Source organism: Roseovarius sp., assembly GCF_965277045.1.
Taxonomy (GTDB): Bacteria; Pseudomonadota; Alphaproteobacteria; order Rhodobacterales; family Rhodobacteraceae; genus Roseovarius.
The window spans coordinates 3,496,745-3,515,074 of the sequence record NZ_OZ255712.1 but is presented as its reverse complement, the minus strand read 5'-3'; the positions used below and the strand labels follow the sequence as shown (position 1 = coordinate 3,515,074).

Below are 18,330 nucleotides of genomic sequence, written 5' to 3'. Positions count from 1 at the left end.
TTAACGCAATCTCCATTGACAAGACGCCCATATCGCGGATCAAATAAGGTATGACGCTTTCGGTTTTTGCACTGTTCGAGCCGTGCGACCCATCCTTTGGGCCGGGCCCGGGCACACAGAAAACGTCATTACATCCCTCACGGATTTGACCTGGATCAGCGCGTCTCATCGCGCCACAGGCCATTTCTGTCCGCATGTTGGAGGTTCTGAATGCGCTATCAAATCAGTGGAAAACAAATCGATGTCGGCCAGGCTTTGCAGACTCATGTCGAGAACGAGTTGAACTCCATTGTGGAAAAATATGCCGAACGGCCGACGGACGCGCACGTGATCTTTTCCAAGAGCGCGAGCGAATTCGTCTGCGAGGCAACGGTCCACCTGTCCACCGGGCTGACCGCCCAGGCCAAGGCCCACGCGCATGAAATCTACGCCGCGTTCGACGATTGCAGCGAGAAGCTGGAAAAGCAGTTGCGCCGCTACAAGCGCCGTTTGAAGGACCATCATCGCGACCGGGCGGAACCTATTGAACTTTCTCAGGCATCCGCCTATATCCTCGCCTCCGAAGCCGATGGGGAAGAATCGGAACCCGAAAGCCTGCAGCCGGTTATCGTCGCAGAGATGGAGCATCATATTCCCTCTCTATCGGTCGGCGAGGCAGTCATGCAGATGGAACTTGCCGGCGCCCCGGTGCTCGTGTTCCGGAATGAAGGAAAAGAAGGGGTCAACGTCGTGTATCGCCGCGATGACGGCAATATCGGATGGATCGACCCGTAAACGATCGAGCAAGCAAGGCGGAACCGGCCGCCGATGGAGCATAACTGAATGCAGTTCACTCAGATTTTGCGGCCTGACGCGGTCCGGGTCTACTCCTCCGTGTCCAGCAAGAAGCGCCTTCTGCACGAGCTTGGCAGCATTGCCGAGTCCGTCTATGGCCTCGATCCGCAAAAAGTGGTGGACGCCCTGATCGAGCGCGAAAACCTCGGACCCACAGGCGTGGGGCATGGCGTGGCCTTGCCCCATGCGCGTCTGGCGGGCATCGACTCGGTCGTGGGTGCGCTGGTGCTGCTGGACACGCCGATTGATTTCAACTCGGTCGACCGCCAGCCGGTCGACTTGGCCTTTGCCCTGTTCGCACCCGAAGATGCCGGCGTGGAACATCTCAAGGCGCTGGCGCTTGTTTCGCGCACCCTGCGCGATCCGGCGATCTGCGCCAAGCTGCGGGCCAATGATGATCCCGCGACGCTGCACACGATCATCACCGAGGCACAGTCGGTTCAGGCGGCGTAAGCCCGAAAGCCGAACATCATGTAGTCGCGCTGGTAAATGTCACTGACCAGCGCCTCGATCTCTTCGTCGTAAATCTCATCAATCGAAAAGGGCTGATCGGGCGCAGATTTGGCCGGGCACGCGGCCGCGTCATAGCCCACCGATGCCGCCAGCCGCGGAAGCGCCTCGGCCAGTTCCTCCTCACGCAGCACGAGATCCGGCAGGCTGAACTGCGCCATCCCCTGCATGATCGCCGATTGCGTGGCCCAGTGCGCGTCCACACGGATATTCGTCTGTCCGGCAAGGTTCGCCTTCAGAAACTCCAGGAACGCCGCGAAGGCCAGCTTGTGCGCCTCGCGGTCATAGCCCTCGTCCGGCATCCTGCCCGGCAGCGGCAACTTATGGAAATTGCGCAGCGTCTTTCGGATGTCCGCGAGACATCCCGGCCCGGTCTGCAGGATCTTGTCGCAGAACGCGGCATGCGCCCGCGCAACGGGATGCCGCACCACGGTAAAGCCGCGATGCCCCGGATGACGCCGCTTCCACTGGCGCAGGTCCTTCTGGTTCAGCTTGGTCGGCAGGTCGTCCGCCGCCACGCCATCCAGCCCTGCCAGCCAGTCGCACACCGCCGCCTCGGGTCCCGACCGGATCGGCATGTACAGCAGCGCGGCATGGGCCCCGGTCACGAAGCCCGGCACCGCTGGTCCCCGGCGCGGCTCGAAATTGGGCGTCCGGGTCAGGTTGAACGGATCGAGCCCGGCAAAGGCCTGTTCCATGTCCCTGAAGTTGGACACCTTGTCTTCCAGCCCGCTGGGATTCTGCTTTTTCAGCGACGCGTCCAGCGCCTCCAGCCGCTCGTCGCTGCCCAGGAATTTTGCCAGACCGTTCAGAACGTCGAGGTTCTGCAGATCCTCGTAGGCGATGTAGAACGCCGCCTGTCCCGACGCCTGCAGCCGGTTCAGCAGGAACACCTGGAATTCCTGCAGCTTGGTCACATGCGTCTCGAACTCGGCCTTGTCGAAGCGAACCTGGCTGTCCTTGCGCCGCTTCACGTTGGTCAGCTTCCACTGGCCCGTGGCCTGGGCGATCTTCCAGCTGACATAGCTGTCCAGCGGGTTGCGCGTCAGGATGATCTTGGCGCAGCGCGGATCGTCCAGCATCACGTCCAGGATGCGCGGATCATGATCGTGAAAGTACCGGAAACCGCCCATCTTGCCCGGCACGTCCCGCACCGCCTTGATCAGCTGCATCGGGTCGGCATCGCGCGTATGCTGCGCCACGCCGGCGATCTCGTCGCGGTTGGGATAGCCGATGAAATGCGGGTTGAACGCCTCGCCGAAACACTCGAAGCTTTCGAACGCGTTCAGGTTCGTCTCGAGAAAGTTGGACCCGGTGCGCATCTCGGCAAACACCGCGAAATAGTCGAATTGGCCTGCCATCTATCGCACCAGGTAGGGTTTGCGTTGTTGTCCCTGCGGCTCGTGCAGGCGGTGCTCTACCGGGAAATCGCCCATCAGGTAGGGATGCATCCCCTGGTTCTTGAGGTTCTGCAAAAACTGCCCGAACCCGGTCAGGTCGGCCATCTTGGGCACCTCGGCCAGGCCATGCACGCTTTGCTTCCCGATCTCGTCGATGATCGTCTGCAAGGGCTCCATCGGTGCCTCGATGAACTCCGCCATGGTCCAGATCCGCACCCGCGCCTTGCCCCATTGCGAGCGCAGCACATCCAGGTGCTTGCTTTCGATCTGCTGCAACAGCGCGGCCTCCTGCCGGATGTCGGCGAAGTTCATGTTCGACTTGAACAGCGGCACCGCCCACGCGCCCGAGATTACCGAGATCTGCGCGTTCTGGTCCTTGGCCAGTGGCCACTCGATATTTTTGATATTGTCGCGCGGTCCCAGCTGGAAACACTGCCGCTCGCCGCGCGTGTTCCAGATCAGGCTCGCCAGGAACGCCTGCGGATTGTAATCGCGCAATTTCGCGCTGTCGCTCAGCGCGCCGTTCATCACCGTCTGGCCATCGGAAAACTCGGCCCGCTCGGGGGCAAAGAGGTGCCCGTGCACCCGCGTACCCGTGACCTTGGCCAGCCAGGGCTCGAAATTCTCGAAAAGGTCGCTGAACCCCTCGAACACCGAGTATTGCGCGCAAGTCAGCCCGTTCTCGCGCCCCTCCACCGGAAACCGGCTTTGCATCAGCAGGCCGGGCCGCCCCCGCGTGCGCCGTTCCACCGCCTTGGCAAAAATCCGGTCGATCTTGCCGGGGTTGGGCTCGGTCCGCTTCATCGCCCCTGCCGCATCGGTCAGGAACGCATTGTAAAGCCGGTTGGCAAAGGGCCAGATCTTGCGCGCCACGAAACAGTCCGACCGCCGCAAAAGCTGCAGGTGATCGTCGTAGAAAATGTGCGGCTTGCCCTGGTAGTCGAATTTCGACAGGGTCAGCGACCGGCTTTCGATCTGCCTGGAATAGAGCCTTGCAAGCGTCTGGAAATAGCTTTCGTCCGGGATCCACACCCGCTTGAAATAGCTGTCATAGGTCGCCCGCTCGGGGTCCGTCAGGATCGCCGACAGGGTCTGGCGCGTCAGGCACCACCACTGGCTGCCCATATGCGGCACGATCCCGTTGGGAATGCGCCGCTTGTAGCCGATCTTGCGTTGCAGGCGAACATAGGCGTCGAACAGCTTGCGGTTCCGCCGCCACGAAAACGGGAACCGCAGGGTGAACCGCTCGTGATCCAGGCCCCCTATCGTCCAGGGCACATCCGCCGTCGTGGCGCTTTCGATGAAATCGGTCTGCGGCCGATCCTCCAGGTAGTCGATCAGTTCCTGCACCGGCCGAAGCGGCAGGCACGACCCGGACGCCAGGTAAACATGCCGAACGTCGGGAAAGCTCTTCAGCATGATCTCCGACGCCGCCTGCGTCGCGGCTACCAGCCCCCAAGTGCCCCACTCGCACCGATGCCGCCTGGCGAATTTCAATTGCTCGAGGTCGGACAGCGCCGCGACGAAATTCTTGTACGTCTCGCTGGGCACGTTGCGGTCTGCATGAATGACCAGCGGACAGCCCGCCGCGGCCCAATGGCGCGCCACCTGCTCGGCCCGGTCGAATGCCGTATGGACCAGCATTATGATGCCGACGCTCACCCTCTGCCCATCCTCATGCCCAGTTGCCCTTGGACATCAGCCCAAGAATTTCCAATTGTCGCCAGTTTATATATTTCTCCGACCATTTGCACCAAAGGTCGGGACTGTCCTGAAATTTCTCGGCATATGATCTGTATTCGACACTTCCGGCATAGTGCTGTCCGCGCTGCAACTCTTCCTCGGCCTTGGCGGTGAATGTGTTGAGGAACTTCGCGTGCAGCAGGATGCCACTCGCCTTCTCTCCGCCCCACTCGTCATAGGTTAGGTTCAGACCCCGCGGCAAAAGCGTGTGCGTCGAGCTGATATAGGTGTACCGCTTGTCCCACTTCACCAGCGGTGTCTTGTTCAGCGCCGGTGCCTTCTTGGGCCTGTCGGCAAAGAAAACCCGGCTGCGCGGCCCGCCCTGGATCCACAGGTTGCCGTATTTGCGGTTCTTCTCGATCACGTAGTTGCCCGGATCGAACCATCCGGCAATTTCCAGCGGGTCCTGCCCCGGCAGGTACGACACCGAGTCGATCCGGCCCTTCGGGTACATGTCCAGCAGCATTGCGCCGAAGGATTTGACCTGGCTGGTGTCCAGCCAGTCGGTGAGCGCCCGAATGGGCCGCGTGTCGCAGAACGGGTAGATGAACAGCTCGTCCGGATCGACCACCAGCGTCCAGTGCCCGTGGCCATGTTTACGCTGCAGCCAGTTCAGCCAATCGACCCCGAACTTCGAGCCCTTGTAGCTGGCCTTGGTGGTCCAGATCGAGACGTCCTCCTGGTCGGCCATGAACTCGCGCCCGCCATCGGTGCTGTCATTGTCGACGATCAGGAAATGCGAAACCCCAAGGTTGCGGTAATATTGCATAAAGAAGGGAAGGCGCACGAACTCGTCGCGCATGGTCGAGAACAGCAGGATGTCTCCGGGCCGGATCTTGCGCGTTCGGTCCACCACGGGCTTGAGCGAGAAATGCTTGCGAAACGCACGGATGCGATGCCGCTTCCGCCGCAGCCGCATCGCGTATGACTGCAAGATACTCACTACTCAGATCCCTTTGGCCGCCGGCCAGACCAGCCGCCACCATACCCGGACTGCGTTAAAGCATTCTTTTCCAAAATGGTACACCGATGAAAACACCGGCTCCGTTCCCCTCGCTCCGGTATAAGCGACTGTTTACAAAACGCAAACAATTCCGAACTCATCAAATCCAGTTACCTTTCGACATCAGGCCCATCGCCTCCAGCTGCCGCCACCCGATCAGCCGCGTGGACTGCTCGCACCACAGGTCCGGGTTTTCGGTCAGCGCGTCGTAGTAGCTGTCGTAAAGCGTGCTGTTGGCGAAATGCTCGGCCCGCGTCTTCTCTTCGGCCGAGCGGTCGACGATCGTGTTCAGGAACTTCGTGTGCAGCAGGATCCCGGACAGAAGCTCTCCGCCCTGCTCGTCGTAGACCCGGTTCAGGCGCCGTGGCAGCAGGGAATGCGCGCTGCTGACATAGGCGTAGCGGCGGTTCCACTTCACCAGGGGCATCTTGCCCATCGTCGGCGCCCGCTCGGGCCGTTCGGCAAAGAACCTGCGCGCCCGCACCCCGCCCTGGATCCACAGGTTGTGCAGGTCCGGCTTCTTCTGGATCATGTAGTTGCCACCATCGAACCAGCACAGCCGCTCGAACGGATCGTCGCCCGCCGCGTAGGGATGCGCCGCCAGCGGGCCCTTGGGATACATGTCCAGCATCAGCGTGCCGAAAGACCGGCGGCCGGATTGCTCCAGCCGTTCGACCAGCGCGGGCAGGGGCCGGGTCTCGTGATGCGGATAGATCAGGATCTCGTCGACATCCAACGTCAGGCACCAGTGCCCGTGCCCATGCTGCATCTGCAACCATGTCAGCCAGTCGACCCCGAAGCGCGACAGCTTGTAGCTGGCCTTCGTCCGCCACAGCGAAACGTCCTCCTGCGCCTCAAGGTACTCGCGCGTGCCGTCGTCGCTGTCATTGTCCACAAACAGGAAATGCCGCACGCCCAGCGCGCGATGGTGCTGCAGGAAAAACGGCAGGCGCACCGCCTCGTTGCGGACGGTGGAAAAGCACAGGATATCCCCCGGCGCGATACGGTCGGTGCGGTCCACCACCGGGCGCAGCTGGCGTCGCTTGCGCAGCGCACGGAACAACAGGCGCCGGCGCTTCCATCGAAGCCTGTACGCCACCCACGCCTCAGAAAGCACGCTCATCCGTCCTGCCTGACCCTTCCTTCGACCGCAGGGTCGGCGTTATTTCTCGTAATGTCCAGTTTGATGCCACCGCCACGCATCGCGGATCATCTCGTCCAGCGTCGAGCGTGACGGGTTCCAGCCCAGCTCGGACACCGCGCGCTCCGACCCCGACACCAGCTTGGTACAGTCGCCGGGCCGCCGCAGCCCCTCGACGACGGGCACGTCCTTTTTGGTGATGCTGCGCGCGTGGTCGATCACCTCGCGCACCGAGAAACCGTCGCCGGTGCCCAGGTTGAAGACACGGCTTTGCTTGCCGTCTTCCAGCCATTTCAGCCCAAGAACATGCGCATCGACAAGATCGCAGACATGCACGTAGTCGCGGATGCAGGTCCCGTCGGGCGTGTCGTAATCCGTCCCGAAGATGGTCAGCGCGTCGCGCTTGCCATCCACCGCATCCAGGATCAGCGGCACAAGATGCGTCTCCGGCTGGTGAAACTCGCCCACCTCCGCCTCCGGGTCCGCACCCGCCACGTTGAAATAGCGGAAAATCACGTGGTGCAGCCCATGGGCCGCCTCGAAATCCCCCAACATATCCTCGATCGCGCGCTTTGACGCGCCGTAGGCGTTGATCGGCGCCTGGGGGCTGGCCTCGTCCAGAACCACGTTGTCCTGATCGCCATAGGTCGCGCAGGTCGATGAAAACACCAGCTTCAGACACCCGGCCGCCACCGCCGCTTCCATCAACACCAGCGACCCCGTGACGTTGTTGTCCCAGTACCGGCCCGGCTCGCGCATGCTCTCGCCCACCTGGCTCAGCGCGCCGAAATGCAGCACGGCGGTCGGCTGATAGGCCGCGAACACGGAATCGAGCCGCGCCCGATCGCGCAGGTCGCCCTGCTCGAACGGGCCGAACCGGACCGCCTCGGCCCATCCGGTGCTCAGGTTGTCATAGGTTATCGGCGTATACCCGGCGGCCGCCAGCGCCTTGCAGGCGTGCGAGCCGATATACCCGGCCCCTCCGGTGACAAGAATATTGGCCACGGGACGGGCTCCTTCGTTACTGGGCGGCCTTGGCCGGCTGAACCACGTCCGTCAGGTACTTCATCAGGTCGTCGCGCAACTCTGGCCGGTTCAGCGCGAAGGCCACCGTGGCCTGAAGGAACCCGGACTTCGAGCCGCAGTCGAACCGCTCGCCCTCGAAGCGGAAGCCCGGAACCTCTTCGCCCTCGTCCCGGGCCGAGTCGATCGCATCGGTCAGCTGGATTTCTCCGCCCGCGCCGGTCTGCTTCTTGTTCAGCTTCTGCAGAACGGTCGGCGTCAGGATATATCGCCCGATCACCGCAAGGTTCGACGGCGCCTCGCCCGGGGCAGGCTTTTCGACCATGCCCTTGGTGGTGACCATCCGGCCCATGTCCTCCTTGACGTCCAGCACACCATAGGCCGAGGCCTTGTCCGCGGGCACTTCCATGGCGGCCACCATGTTGTTCTCGCCATCGGTTTCCTTGAACGCCTCGGCCATCTGCGCCAGGCACGATTTTTCCGCCGCGATCACGTCGTCGGGCAGGATCACCGCGAAGGGCTCGTTGCCGATCAGGCGCCGCGCGCACCACACCGCGTGGCCCAGGCCCAGCGCCTTGTTCTGGCGGGTATAGGCGATCTCGCCGCTGTCCATGTTGGTGGACTTCAGGATCTCCAGCAGCTCGTCCTTGCCCTTCTTGCGCAATTCCTGCTCAAGCTGCGGCGCGTTGTCGAAATAATCCTCCAGCGCGCCCTTGCCGCGCGAGGTGACAAAAATGAATTCCTTGATCCCCGCCTCGCGCGCCTCGTCGATGGCGTATTGCACCAGCGGGCGGTCGACCAGGGTCATGATCTCTTTCGGCACCGACTTGGTCGCCGGCAGAAAACGCGTGCCAAGCCCTGCGACAGGGAAGATTGCCTTTGTCAGTTTCTTACGCATCAGAAGCTCCTTAACCGCGTTCACTGCATTACGAAACAACTTGGCTCACGCTGCCGACCGGAACACAACGGGTCATATATGGCAGGTCCATGAAACCTCGTGCCTTCATCTCGTATTGCTCATGACATGTGCATCTCGCGCATCATGCCTTCTATTCTCTCAATATCTTCCGGGTTGTTGAGTTCCCAGAATTGCCGTCCGCGTGCCTCGACCTCGACGCACAGGATAGCGCGCCCGTTCTCGAGAAACCGCAACTGTTCCAGGCCTTCCAGCTGTTCCAGCGGACCTGCCGACCAGTCGCCATAGGCGTACAACGCCTCCGGTCTGTAGGCATAGACGCCCACATGGTGAAAGACCGGGGTATCTGCCCCGTCGTCATATACTTCCGAAGTATAGGGAATGACTTCCTTGGAGAAGTAGAGCGCATGTCGAGATCGGCTGAAAACGGCCGTCGTACCGCCGACACGCCCATTCGCCCGGTCCTGCAGAAACCCGTTGAGCGCACGACCATCGCAGCGCAGCACCGGGGTGGCCACGTCGGCCTGCGGGTCGCTGCGCATCCCGGCGACAAGATCCTCGACGAACCAGTGCGGCGTCAGCGGCGCATCGCCCTGCAGGTTGACCACGATCTCGTAGTCCTCCCCGACGCTGCGCAGCGCCTCGGCGCAGCGCTCGGTTCCGTTGGCACAGTCCGGCGACGTCATCACCACCTCCGCGCCAAAGGCGCGCGCTGCGTCCTCGATCCGGGCGTCATCCGTGGCCACGACCACCCGCGCGACGCCGGCCACGCTCTGCGCGGCACGCCAACTGCGCTCGATCAGGCTTTTCGAGGTCCCGTCGGCGCCGCGCAGCATCGCCAGCGGCTTGCCCGGAAAGCGGCTCGAGGCATATCGCGCCGGAATGACGATCAGAACACTCATCAGGCGGGCTTCAGCTCGACCCCGGGCGCGTGGCCGATAAAGAAGGGGTTGGCGAAGTTCTCCTTGCCATAGGTCAGCGGCGTCTGGTCATCGAACCGCACGACCCGACCGCCGGCCCCCGCCAGCACGGCGTGCCCGGCGGCGGTGTCCCATTCCATCGTCCGGCCCAGGCGCGGATAGATATCCGCCTCGCCGGTCGCGACCAGGCAGAATTTCAGCGAGGACCCGGCGCTTGTCATGTCCTTCACGGCATACTTGCCGATGTAATCGTCCGTGGCCTGATCCCGGTGGGACTTGCTGGCCACCACCATAAGCGCATCATTGTCGGGTTTCGACACGCCGATTTCGGTCAGCGCGCCCGACCTGTGGCGGGCAAACGGCCCGGTTTCCTCGACCGATGTACCATCTTCCCGGGTAAAGAACATCCGGCCCTTGGCCGGCGCATAGACCACGCCACGCGTTGGCACGCCGTTCTCGACATAGGCGATATTGACCGTAAAGTCGCCGCGGCGGTGAATGAATTCCTTCGTTCCGTCCAGCGGATCGACGATCAGGAACGTATCGGCCCGCGCCCCGTGGGTGTCGGCCTGTTCCTCGGTGATCAGCGTCACATCGGGAAACGCCGCGCGCAGCCCGTCCGAGATGATCCTGTCCGCCGCCTCGTCCGCGGCCGTGACCGGGCTGTCATCCGACTTCACCTTCACATCGAAATCGTCGGCGTCGTAGATCTCCATGATCCGATCGCCGGCTTCCAGCGCCAGCCGGCGCATCACCGTGACAAGTTTGTCGTAATCCAAACCCTGCTCCAATTCTTTTTCACAGTCCGCAAAGGCGTTTGTTGCGGGAATGTTGCGCGCCCCTTATGCTGCGTCACTAACGGAACGGCAAGAATTCCGTGTGAGATTTCAGCAAAAGGCAGCCGGTCCAGACAGGTCATGTTTCAGAACACGCGCAAGAAATCCCTGCTGTCGTCCATCGTGACGATCTGCGAGCTGATCTACCACACCACCGTCCGGGATGTGCGCAGCACGCATGGCAATGCCTTCATGGCGCTGTTCGTCAATATCAGCACGGCGATCATCTTTGTCCTCGCCTTCTATTTCATGTTCACGGTGCTGGGCCTGCGGGGCGCCAAGCTGCGCGGCGATTTCATGCTCTATATGATGTCCGGCGTGTTCCTTTATCTCACCCATGTCAAATCCCTTGGGGCGGTCGCCGGGGCGGCGGGGCCGTCCTCCCCGATGATGCAGCACGCACCGATGAACACGGTGATCTCCATCACGTCCGCCGCACTGGGTGCCCTGTATATCCAGGTGCTGTCCGCCCTGGTGATCCTGTTCGTGTATCACACCGCCTTTCAGCGGATCGAAATCGACGATCCGATCGGCGCCCTCGGGATGCTTCTCCTGGCGTGGTTCACAGGTTGCGGCGTCGGGCTGCTGATCATGGCGGCGAAACCCTGGTTTCCGACCGCCGTGAACCTGGTCCAGGTCGTCTACACCCGCGCCAACATGATTGCGTCGGGCAAGCTTTTCGTCGCCAACACGCTGCCCGGCTACATGCTGGCCATGTTCGACTGGAATCCGCTGTTTCACGCCATCGACCAGTGTCGCGGTTACGTGTTCGCCAACTATTTCCCGCACAACACCAACGCGCAGTATGCCCTGATCGTCGGCTGTGTCCTGCTTGTTCTCGGCCTGCTGGCAGAGTTCTACACGCGTCAGTTCGCCTCCAGCAGCTGGTACGCCCGCCGATGAAAGCAGTCCTGTCAGCCTGTCTTCTGTCGCTCTGGGCCAGCCTTGCCCACGCCCAGGCCGTGCCCGCCTTCTACGACGTGTCCGGCGTGGCGCCGGACGATGTCCTGAACGTGCGCGCCGCGCCCGGCGTCGGCAATTCCATCGTCGCCAAGCTGGACTCCGGCGCCACCTATATCGAGGTCGTGGGCTTCGACGACAGCCGCGAGTGGGCGCGCATCAATGTCGAGGAACAGTCGGGCTGGGTCGCCGCGCGTTTCCTCACGCGCCGCGCCGACCAGCCCGACGATGAACTGCCCCGCCCCCTTGTCTGCACCGGAACCGAACCGTTCTGGTCGCTCGAAGTCGCGCGCACCGCCAGCGCCACTCTCGACCGCATGGACGAAGACCCGGTCTCGGTCTCCACGCTCGATCCGGTCACGTCGGAGAACCGGACGGACCGCTACGCCTTATTCGGCCAGTCGCAGACTCAAGAAGTCTTCACCTTCATGTTCCAGCGGGATGCCTGCACCGACGGCATGTCCGACCGCTACTATGGCATGAGCGTCGACCTCTTCGTCACCGAGGATTCCGGCGTCACCTACCTGACCGGCTGCTGCAACCTGTCGCGCTAGGCGCGGCTGTGGTCAGTCCACCACCCGGCATGTCAGGTTGATGCGCCCCGGCTTTTCCAGCAGCATCGAGGTGCCCGGCCTGATCCGGTCGATCCCGTGATAGGTTAGCCGCGCGTCGCCGCCCATAACCACCACATCCCCCGATTGCAGCCAGTGCGACTCGGTCTTGCCGCCCCGCGTCGCGTTCCCGATGCGAAACAGCCCCTCGTCGCCCAGCGACACGGACAGCACCGGCCAGCCGAAATCGGCCTCGTCGCGGTCCTGGTGCATCCCCATCCGCGCGTCGGCATCGTAGAAATTCACCAGGCAGCAATCCGGCATCCTCTCGGCGCTTACCAGGTCGCGCCAGATCGACAGAACCTCCTCGGGGATCGGCGGCCAGGCCATACCCTCGGGGTGCCGCTCCTCGTAACGGTATCCGCGCCGGTCCGACACCCAGCCATAGCGCCCTGCCGAGGTCATCCTGACCCGCATCGGCTTGCCATAGGGCGTCATCGGCGAAAACAGCGGCGCCGCGCGCACCACGCCCCGCAAAGCGTCCACCAGCGCGGCCTGCTCCGCGGCTTCAAGATAACCCTTGAAAATGCGAAATCCGCGTATCTGAAGCGTCTCGTCGGTCATGTCTCCCCGGATTCCATCGAATCCGCCAAATTAAAACCCGAATCCTGCGATTCACCGCTTTTCAACCGCTTGCAGGGCCATATTCCCCTGCCTATATACCGTCCGAAGCGCAGAGACCGCTTTCGGGATCTGTAACTCACACGGTGGCCAGATGCCTTTAACGGGTCCGGTCGCCCCTCAATCGCCTTAAGAACAGAAGGGATCGAAAAACATGTCCAAAGTCATTGGTATTGACCTCGGAACCACCAACAGCTGCGTCGCCATCATGGATGGTTCGCAAGCCCGCGTCATCGAAAACTCCGAAGGCGCCCGTACGACGCCCTCGATCGTCGCCTTCACCGACGAAGAGCGCCTTGTCGGCCAGCCGGCGAAACGCCAGGCGGTCACCAACCCTGAAAACACCGTCTTCGGCGTCAAGCGCCTGATTGGCCGTCGCGCGGACGACAGCGATCTGGCCAAGGACAAGAAGAACATGCCGTTCGAAGTGATCGACGGTGGCAATGGCGACGCCTGGGTGCGCGCCAAGGGCGACAAGTATTCGCCCAGCCAGATCTCGGCCTTCATCCTCGGCAAGATGAAAGAGACCGCCGAAAGCTATCTCGGCGAGGAAGTGACGCAAGCCGTCATCACCGTGCCCGCCTATTTCAACGACGCCCAGCGTCAGGCCACGAAAGACGCCGGCAAGATCGCCGGTCTCGAAGTGCTGCGCATCATCAACGAGCCGACCGCGGCCGCGCTGGCCTATGGCCTCGACAAGGAAGAAACGCAGACCATCGCGGTCTATGACCTTGGCGGTGGTACGTTCGACGTGACCATCCTCGAAATCGACGAAGGCCTCTTCGAGGTCAAATCCACCAACGGCGACACGTTCCTCGGCGGTGAAGACTTCGACATGCGCATCGTCAACTACCTCGCGGATGAGTTCAAAAAGGAACACAGCGTCGACCTGACCAAGGACAAGATGGCGCTGCAACGCCTGAAAGAGGCCGCCGAGAAAGCCAAGATCGAGTTGTCCAGCTCGTCTCAGACCGAGATCAACCAGCCGTTCATCTCGATGGGCGCCAACGGCCAGCCGCTGCACATGGTCATGAAGTTGACCCGCGCCAAGCTGGAAAGCCTGGTGGGTGACCTCATCACCAACTCGCTCAAGCCCTGCAAGGCCGCGCTCAAGGATGCGGGCCTCTCGGCCAGCGACATCGACGAGGTCGTCCTGGTCGGCGGCATGACCCGTATGCCCAAGGTGGTCGAGGAAGTGACCAAGTTCTTTGGCAAGGAACCCCACAAGGGTGTGAACCCCGACGAGGTCGTCGCCATGGGCGCCGCCATTCAGGCCGGCGTTCTGCAAGGCGACGTCAAGGACGTCGTCCTTCTGGACGTCACGCCGCTCTCGCTCGGCATCGAAACCCTGGGCGGTGTCTTCACCCGCCTGATCGACCGCAACACCACGATCCCGACCAACAAGTCGCAGATCTTCTCCACCGCCGAGGACAACCAGTCGGCCGTGACGATCCGCGTCTTCCAGGGCGAGCGTGAGATGGCCGCGGACAACAAGCTTCTGGGTCAGTTCAACCTCGAGGACATTCCGCCGGCCCCGCGCGGCATGCCCCAGATCGAGGTGACCTTCGACATCGACGCCAACGGCATCGTCTCCGTGTCGGCCAAGGACAAGGGCACGAACAAGGAGCAGAAGATCACGATCCAGGCGTCGGGCGGTCTGTCCGAGGAAGACATCGACAAGATGGTCAAGGACGCCGAGGAAAACGCCGACGCCGACAAGGAGCGTCGCGCCCTGGTCGAGGCCCGCAACCAGGCCGAAAGCCTCATCCACTCGACCGAGAAGTCGATGGAAGAGCATTCGGACAAGGTGGACCCGTCCACCATCGAAGCCATCGAACTGGCCATCTCGGCCCTCAAGGACGACCTCGAGAAAGAGGATGCCACCGCCGACAAGATCAAGGCCGGCATCCAGAACGTGACCGAGGCCGCCATGAAGTTGGGCGAGGCGATCTACAAGGCCAGCCAGGAAGACGGCGACGACGAGCCTGCGGCGGCCGACGAAATGGGTAAGGACGATGAAGACATCGTCGACGCCGATTTCGAGGACCTCGACAACGATAAACGCGCTTAAGCGTCAAACGGACAGGCAGGGGGCGCACCGGCGCTCCCTGCTCTCCGATACAAAGGAGACATCCGATGGCCAAACGCGATTATTACGACGTTCTTGGCGTCTCGAAAGGTGCCAACGCCGACGAGATCAAGAAAGCCTACCGCACCAAGGCCAAAGAGCTTCACCCCGACCGCAACAAGGACAACCCCGACGCCGAGAAGCAATTCAAGGAGGCGGGCGAGGCCTATGACATCCTGAAGGACGCCGAGAAGAAGGCGGCCTATGACCGCTTCGGTCACGCCGCCTTCGAGGGCGGCACCGGCGCGGGCGCACGCCCCGGCGGCGGGTTCGGCGGGGCCGGCCCCGGCCAAGGCGATTTCGCCAGCGCGTTCTCCGACGTGTTCGACGACCTCTTCGGCGACTTCATGGGCGGCGGCGCCCGTGGCGGTGCCGGCGGACGTCAGCGCGCCGCGCGTGGCGCCGACCTGCGCTACAATCTGCGCGTCAACCTCGACGAGGCCTATCGCGGCCTGCAGAAAACCATCAACGTGCCCACCTCCGTGGCCTGTGACGCCTGCGACGGCTCCGGGGCCGAAGGCGGCGCCGAGCCGACCACCTGTCCGACCTGTTCAGGCATGGGCAAGGTCCGTGCGCAACAGGGGTTCTTCACGGTCGAACGCACCTGCCCCACCTGTTCGGGCCTGGGCCAGATCATCAAGAATCCCTGCAACGTGTGTGCGGGCCAAGGCCGTGTGCAGAAGGACCGCTCGCTGTCGGTGAACATCCCCGCCGGCGTCGAGACCGGCACCCGCATCCGGTTGGCCGGTGAAGGCGAGGCCGGAATGCGCGGGGGTCCTGCGGGCGATCTGTATATCTTCATCGAGGTCGCGCCCCACAAGATCTTCGAGCGTGAGGACACCAACCTTTTCTGCCGCGTGCCCGTGTCCGTGGCCAAGGCCGCGCTCGGCGGCGACATCGAGGTGCCCACGATCGACGGCGGCCGCAGCCGCGTGAAGATTCCCGAAGGTTCGCAATCGGGCCGCCAGATGCGCCTGCGCGGCAAGGGCATGCCCGCCCTGCGCGGCGGCGGCCACGGCGACATGTTCATCGAACTGGCCGTGGAGACCCCGGTCAACCTGACGGGGCGGCAAAAGGAAATCCTCAAGGAATTCGACACGCTGTCAGAGGACAACAACCCGGAAACCAAGAGCTTCTTCAAATCGGTGAAGGGCTTCTGGGACTCGATGAAAAGCTAATGCGCAAACGTCATCCTCGTGCTTTACACGAGGATCTCCCGCAGTTGGAGATCCCGGATCAGGTCCGGGATGGCGTCGCGCAACGCAAAGCCCCGCCCCGGGCCTGACCCGGGGCCTCCTTTCAGCCATTAACCGTTCACTAACCTTCCCACGCCACCATCGGACCATGTCCGACTCGCGCGCCTTCAAGGAAATGCCCGCGTCGCTCTTTGACAGCGACGAGGTTCCCGTCGCCGAAAGTGCGCCGGGCAGGCAACCCTCCTACATCCGCGACCACCGCAAGCGCCTGCGCGATCGTTTCATGTCAGGCGGGGCCGCCGCGCTGCCCGATTACGAGATGCTGGAACTCGTGCTTTTCCGCGCTATCCCACGGCGCGACGTGAAACCGCTGGCCCATGCCCTGCTGGACCGGTTCGGCAGCTTCAACGCCGTGATCTCCGCACCCTTCGACCAGCTTTGCACCGTGGCCGGCGTGGGCGAGGCCGTGATCTGCGAACTCAAGATCGTCGAGGCCGCCGCCCATCGCCTCGCGCGCTCCCGCGTGGCCCAACGCCCCATCGTCTCCAGCTGGGATGCCCTGCTGGACTATTGTCACACCGCCATGGCGCACCGGGATGTCGAACAGTTCCGCGTCTTCTACCTCGATCGGCGCAACACGCTCATCGCCGACGAGGAACAGGCGCGCGGCACCGTCGATCATGTGCCCGTCTACCCGCGCGAGGTGGTCAAGCGCGCCCTGCATCTCAATGCCAGTGCGCTCATCCTCGTGCACAACCACCCCTCGGGCGATCCGACACCGTCGCAGGCCGATATCGACATGACGATCCAGGTCGAAACGGCGGCGGGCGCGCTCGGCATCACGCTGCACGATCACATCATCATCGGCAAATCCTGCGAAACCAGTTTCCGCGCCCAGGGCCTGATCTAGCGCGCTACCGTACCCAGACTTCGACCCGCCGGTTGATCCGGCGGCCCCATCCGGTCCCGTCACAGGCCATCGGCATCGCCTCACCGAAGGCTTCCAGCTCCATGCCGATCCGGTCCATGTTCGCCGTCTCCGCCGCCGCGACCACGGCACTGCGCACGGCTTCGGCGCGGCGCAGGGCAATCCGCCGGTTGTTCTCGGCCGGACCGGCGCCGTCACTGAACCCCACAAAGACCAGCCGCCGCGCGTCGTATTTGCCGACCTCCATCGCCCGCGCCAATTGCGCCACGTTAGACCGAGACTGGGCGTCCAGCTGCGCCGATCCGGCCTCGAACCGGAAGGTCGTCGTCAGGCGTTTCAGCGGCGTCAGCGCCGCCACCATCCGCTGCAGCTCCTCCAGCCCCAGTTCCTCTCCCGCCTGCGCGATGGCATTGGCAAAGCGGTCGCCCTGCTCCTCGATGCCGATTTCCTCGGGCGCCTGGTCCACGAAACCCGCCCGCCGGATCACCAGCTGTGCCGTGGGGTCCTTCAGATAGGCCAGGAACTCGCGCCCCAGCTTCGGAAGCCGCCGTGCGGGCAGGTACAGAAACATCGGCGCGGTCAGCGGATAGTCCTCGGTCTTCACCGCCCGGCGCGTCGCCCTCAGGGCAAATCCGCACTCGCCGCTAAGCGCAAGCGCCGCCGTATTCCCGATCTCGGCCCGCGCCGTCAGACCCATCGCGAAGGGGTCCCCGGCCACGGCCTCGGCCAGCGCGGCGCCGTCCCCATGCCGCGTGATCGCCTCGGTGAACGCCACGCCCGCGGGGCGCATCACCAGGTCTTCGGTGGCCTGGCCCAGGCCGCTTGTCTCCTCGAAAAGATGCAGCGCGATGGGGGCATCCGGCCCGCCCAGCCCGGCCCAGTTGTCGACCTGCCCCGACAGCACGCGTGCCAGCTCCGACAGGGTCACCTGCCGCAGCGGGTTCGAGGGCGCCACCACCGGCACCAGCGCCTCCAGCGCCATCACCCGGCCGCGCCCATGCGCCGACATGTCGCCCAGCGCGGCATCCTTGCCCAAGAACACTTCCTGGGGACGGATCTCGCGCATCGACATGGCGATGTCCGCCACATCCGCGATTAGGTCGGCAAACCCCTCGTCGGAATTGGTCAGGCGGAACACGAACTCCCCGACCACGCGATCCTCGCCGGGATCATGTATCGCCAACAGAAGGTTGCCGTCCTCCAGCACCTCGCGCTCCATTTCAAAGCCCTCACGGATCGCGAAAGCCTCGACCAAGGCGGGCATCAGCAGCCGCCCGATCGTCGGCGCACCCGAAAACACGATCTCGGCGACGTAGGTATCCAGGTTGGGGCACCCCGGCCCGGCGCAATCCACACCGGACCCGTCGACCGTCAATTCGCCATAGATCGTGTCGACGCGGTAGAATTCACCGTCGAACCCCAGCAGGTTGCCAGTGATTTCCACGTCGCCATCGCGTGAGGTCAGCGTCACGTCCTGCGCATGTGCCGGAAATACGCCCGCAAAAAGGAAAAGTGCGGCGAAGGCCGCCGCACGGTACATTTTCATGGATGCCCTCGGAT

The 18,330-nt window shown here is 63.2% G+C and carries 17 protein-coding genes; 7 read left to right on the top strand and 10 right to left on the bottom strand.

Features of this window, described 5'->3' with window-relative positions; all coding sequences use genetic code 11:
* The first annotated feature begins 210 nt into the window (after positions 1-210).
* Entirely contained in the window at positions 211-774 is a 564-nt protein-coding gene (gene hpf, locus ACQY4V_RS17510; protein WP_428513876.1) for a ribosome hibernation-promoting factor, HPF/YfiA family, read from the top strand.
* Between the two features lie 48 nt (positions 775-822).
* Positions 823-1,287, top strand: a complete 465-nt coding sequence (locus ACQY4V_RS17505; RefSeq protein ID WP_152494308.1) for a PTS sugar transporter subunit IIA — start codon at positions 823-825, stop codon at positions 1,285-1,287.
* On the opposite strand, the gene ACQY4V_RS17500 is transcribed toward ACQY4V_RS17505, so the two are convergent.
* The 8 genes from ACQY4V_RS17500 to cysQ all read right to left on the bottom strand — a co-directional run bounded on the left by ACQY4V_RS17500 (position 1,275) and on the right by cysQ (position 10,269).
* Positions 1,275-2,705 (bottom strand): sulfotransferase family 2 domain-containing protein, encoded by a 1,431-nt coding sequence (locus tag ACQY4V_RS17500; RefSeq protein ID WP_428513874.1) that lies wholly within the window; start codon positions 2,703-2,705, stop codon positions 1,275-1,277. The two genes, ACQY4V_RS17505 and ACQY4V_RS17500, sit on opposite strands and share 13 nt — an antisense overlap.
* Complete coding sequence (locus tag ACQY4V_RS17495; protein WP_428513872.1) at positions 2,706-4,406, bottom strand: beta-1,6-N-acetylglucosaminyltransferase; 1,701 nt, start codon at positions 4,404-4,406, stop codon at positions 2,706-2,708. It lies immediately after the preceding gene.
* Positions 4,407-4,419: 13 nt separating this feature from the next.
* Complete coding sequence (locus tag ACQY4V_RS17490) at positions 4,420-5,406, bottom strand: glycosyltransferase family 2 protein (protein WP_428517293.1); 987 nt, start codon at positions 5,404-5,406, stop codon at positions 4,420-4,422.
* Between the two features lie 184 nt (positions 5,407-5,590).
* The gene (locus ACQY4V_RS17485) at positions 5,591-6,613 is read right to left on the bottom strand and encodes a glycosyltransferase family 2 protein (RefSeq protein ID WP_428513870.1); all 1,023 of its coding nucleotides are present in this window, start codon (positions 6,611-6,613) and stop codon (positions 5,591-5,593) included.
* 39 nt (positions 6,614-6,652) lie between these two features.
* On the bottom strand, positions 6,653-7,636 hold the full coding sequence (galE, locus tag ACQY4V_RS17480) for a UDP-glucose 4-epimerase GalE (RefSeq protein ID WP_428513868.1): 984 nt from the start codon (positions 7,634-7,636) through the stop codon (positions 6,653-6,655).
* Between the two features lie 16 nt (positions 7,637-7,652).
* On the bottom strand, positions 7,653-8,552 hold the full coding sequence (locus tag ACQY4V_RS17475; protein ID WP_428513866.1) for a UTP--glucose-1-phosphate uridylyltransferase: 900 nt from the start codon (positions 8,550-8,552) through the stop codon (positions 7,653-7,655).
* Between the two features lie 119 nt (positions 8,553-8,671).
* Entirely contained in the window at positions 8,672-9,472 is an 801-nt protein-coding gene (locus tag ACQY4V_RS17470) for a 3-deoxy-manno-octulosonate cytidylyltransferase (RefSeq protein WP_428513864.1), read from the bottom strand.
* A complete protein-coding gene (gene cysQ / locus ACQY4V_RS17465) occupies positions 9,472-10,269 on the bottom strand; it encodes a 3'(2'),5'-bisphosphate nucleotidase CysQ (RefSeq protein ID WP_428513862.1) in 798 nt (265 codons plus the stop codon). Before cysQ ends, ACQY4V_RS17470 begins: the two co-directional genes overlap by 1 nt.
* Positions 10,270-10,407: 138 nt before the next feature.
* Here cysQ and ACQY4V_RS17460 point away from each other — a divergent pair, with 138 nt between their 5' ends.
* Both ACQY4V_RS17460 and ACQY4V_RS17455 read left to right on the top strand, forming a co-directional pair.
* Entirely contained in the window at positions 10,408-11,229 is an 822-nt protein-coding gene (locus tag ACQY4V_RS17460; protein ID WP_428513860.1) for an ABC transporter permease, read from the top strand.
* Positions 11,226-11,840 carry an SH3 domain-containing protein gene (locus ACQY4V_RS17455; protein WP_428513858.1) on the top strand — a complete coding sequence of 205 codons (615 nt, stop codon included), beginning with the start codon at positions 11,226-11,228 and terminating at the stop codon, positions 11,838-11,840. The genes ACQY4V_RS17460 and ACQY4V_RS17455 overlap by 4 nt, the downstream gene beginning before the upstream one ends.
* A 12-nt stretch (positions 11,841-11,852) precedes the next feature.
* Here ACQY4V_RS17455 and ACQY4V_RS17450 read toward each other — a convergent pair whose 3' ends face one another.
* A complete protein-coding gene (locus ACQY4V_RS17450; protein WP_428513856.1) occupies positions 11,853-12,461 on the bottom strand; it encodes an alpha-ketoglutarate-dependent dioxygenase AlkB family protein in 609 nt (202 codons plus the stop codon).
* 211 nt (positions 12,462-12,672) lie between these two features.
* Here ACQY4V_RS17450 and dnaK point away from each other — a divergent pair, with 211 nt between their 5' ends.
* The 3 genes from dnaK to radC all read left to right on the top strand — a co-directional run bounded on the left by dnaK (position 12,673) and on the right by radC (position 16,752).
* Positions 12,673-14,589 carry a molecular chaperone DnaK gene (gene dnaK, locus ACQY4V_RS17445; RefSeq protein WP_428513854.1) on the top strand — a complete coding sequence of 639 codons (1,917 nt, stop codon included), beginning with the start codon at positions 12,673-12,675 and terminating at the stop codon, positions 14,587-14,589.
* 65 nt (positions 14,590-14,654) lie between these two features.
* A complete protein-coding gene (gene dnaJ / locus ACQY4V_RS17440) occupies positions 14,655-15,824 on the top strand; it encodes a molecular chaperone DnaJ (RefSeq protein WP_428513852.1) in 1,170 nt (389 codons plus the stop codon).
* A gap of 166 nt (positions 15,825-15,990) precedes the next feature.
* Positions 15,991-16,752 (top strand): RadC family protein, encoded by a 762-nt coding sequence (gene radC, locus ACQY4V_RS17435; RefSeq protein WP_428513850.1) that lies wholly within the window; start codon positions 15,991-15,993, stop codon positions 16,750-16,752.
* Between the two features lie 4 nt (positions 16,753-16,756).
* Here the strand turns inward: radC and ACQY4V_RS17430 are convergent, their stop codons facing one another.
* Entirely contained in the window at positions 16,757-18,316 is a 1,560-nt protein-coding gene (locus ACQY4V_RS17430) for a substrate-binding domain-containing protein (RefSeq protein WP_428513848.1), read from the bottom strand.
* Between the last annotated feature and the right edge of the window lie 14 nt (positions 18,317-18,330).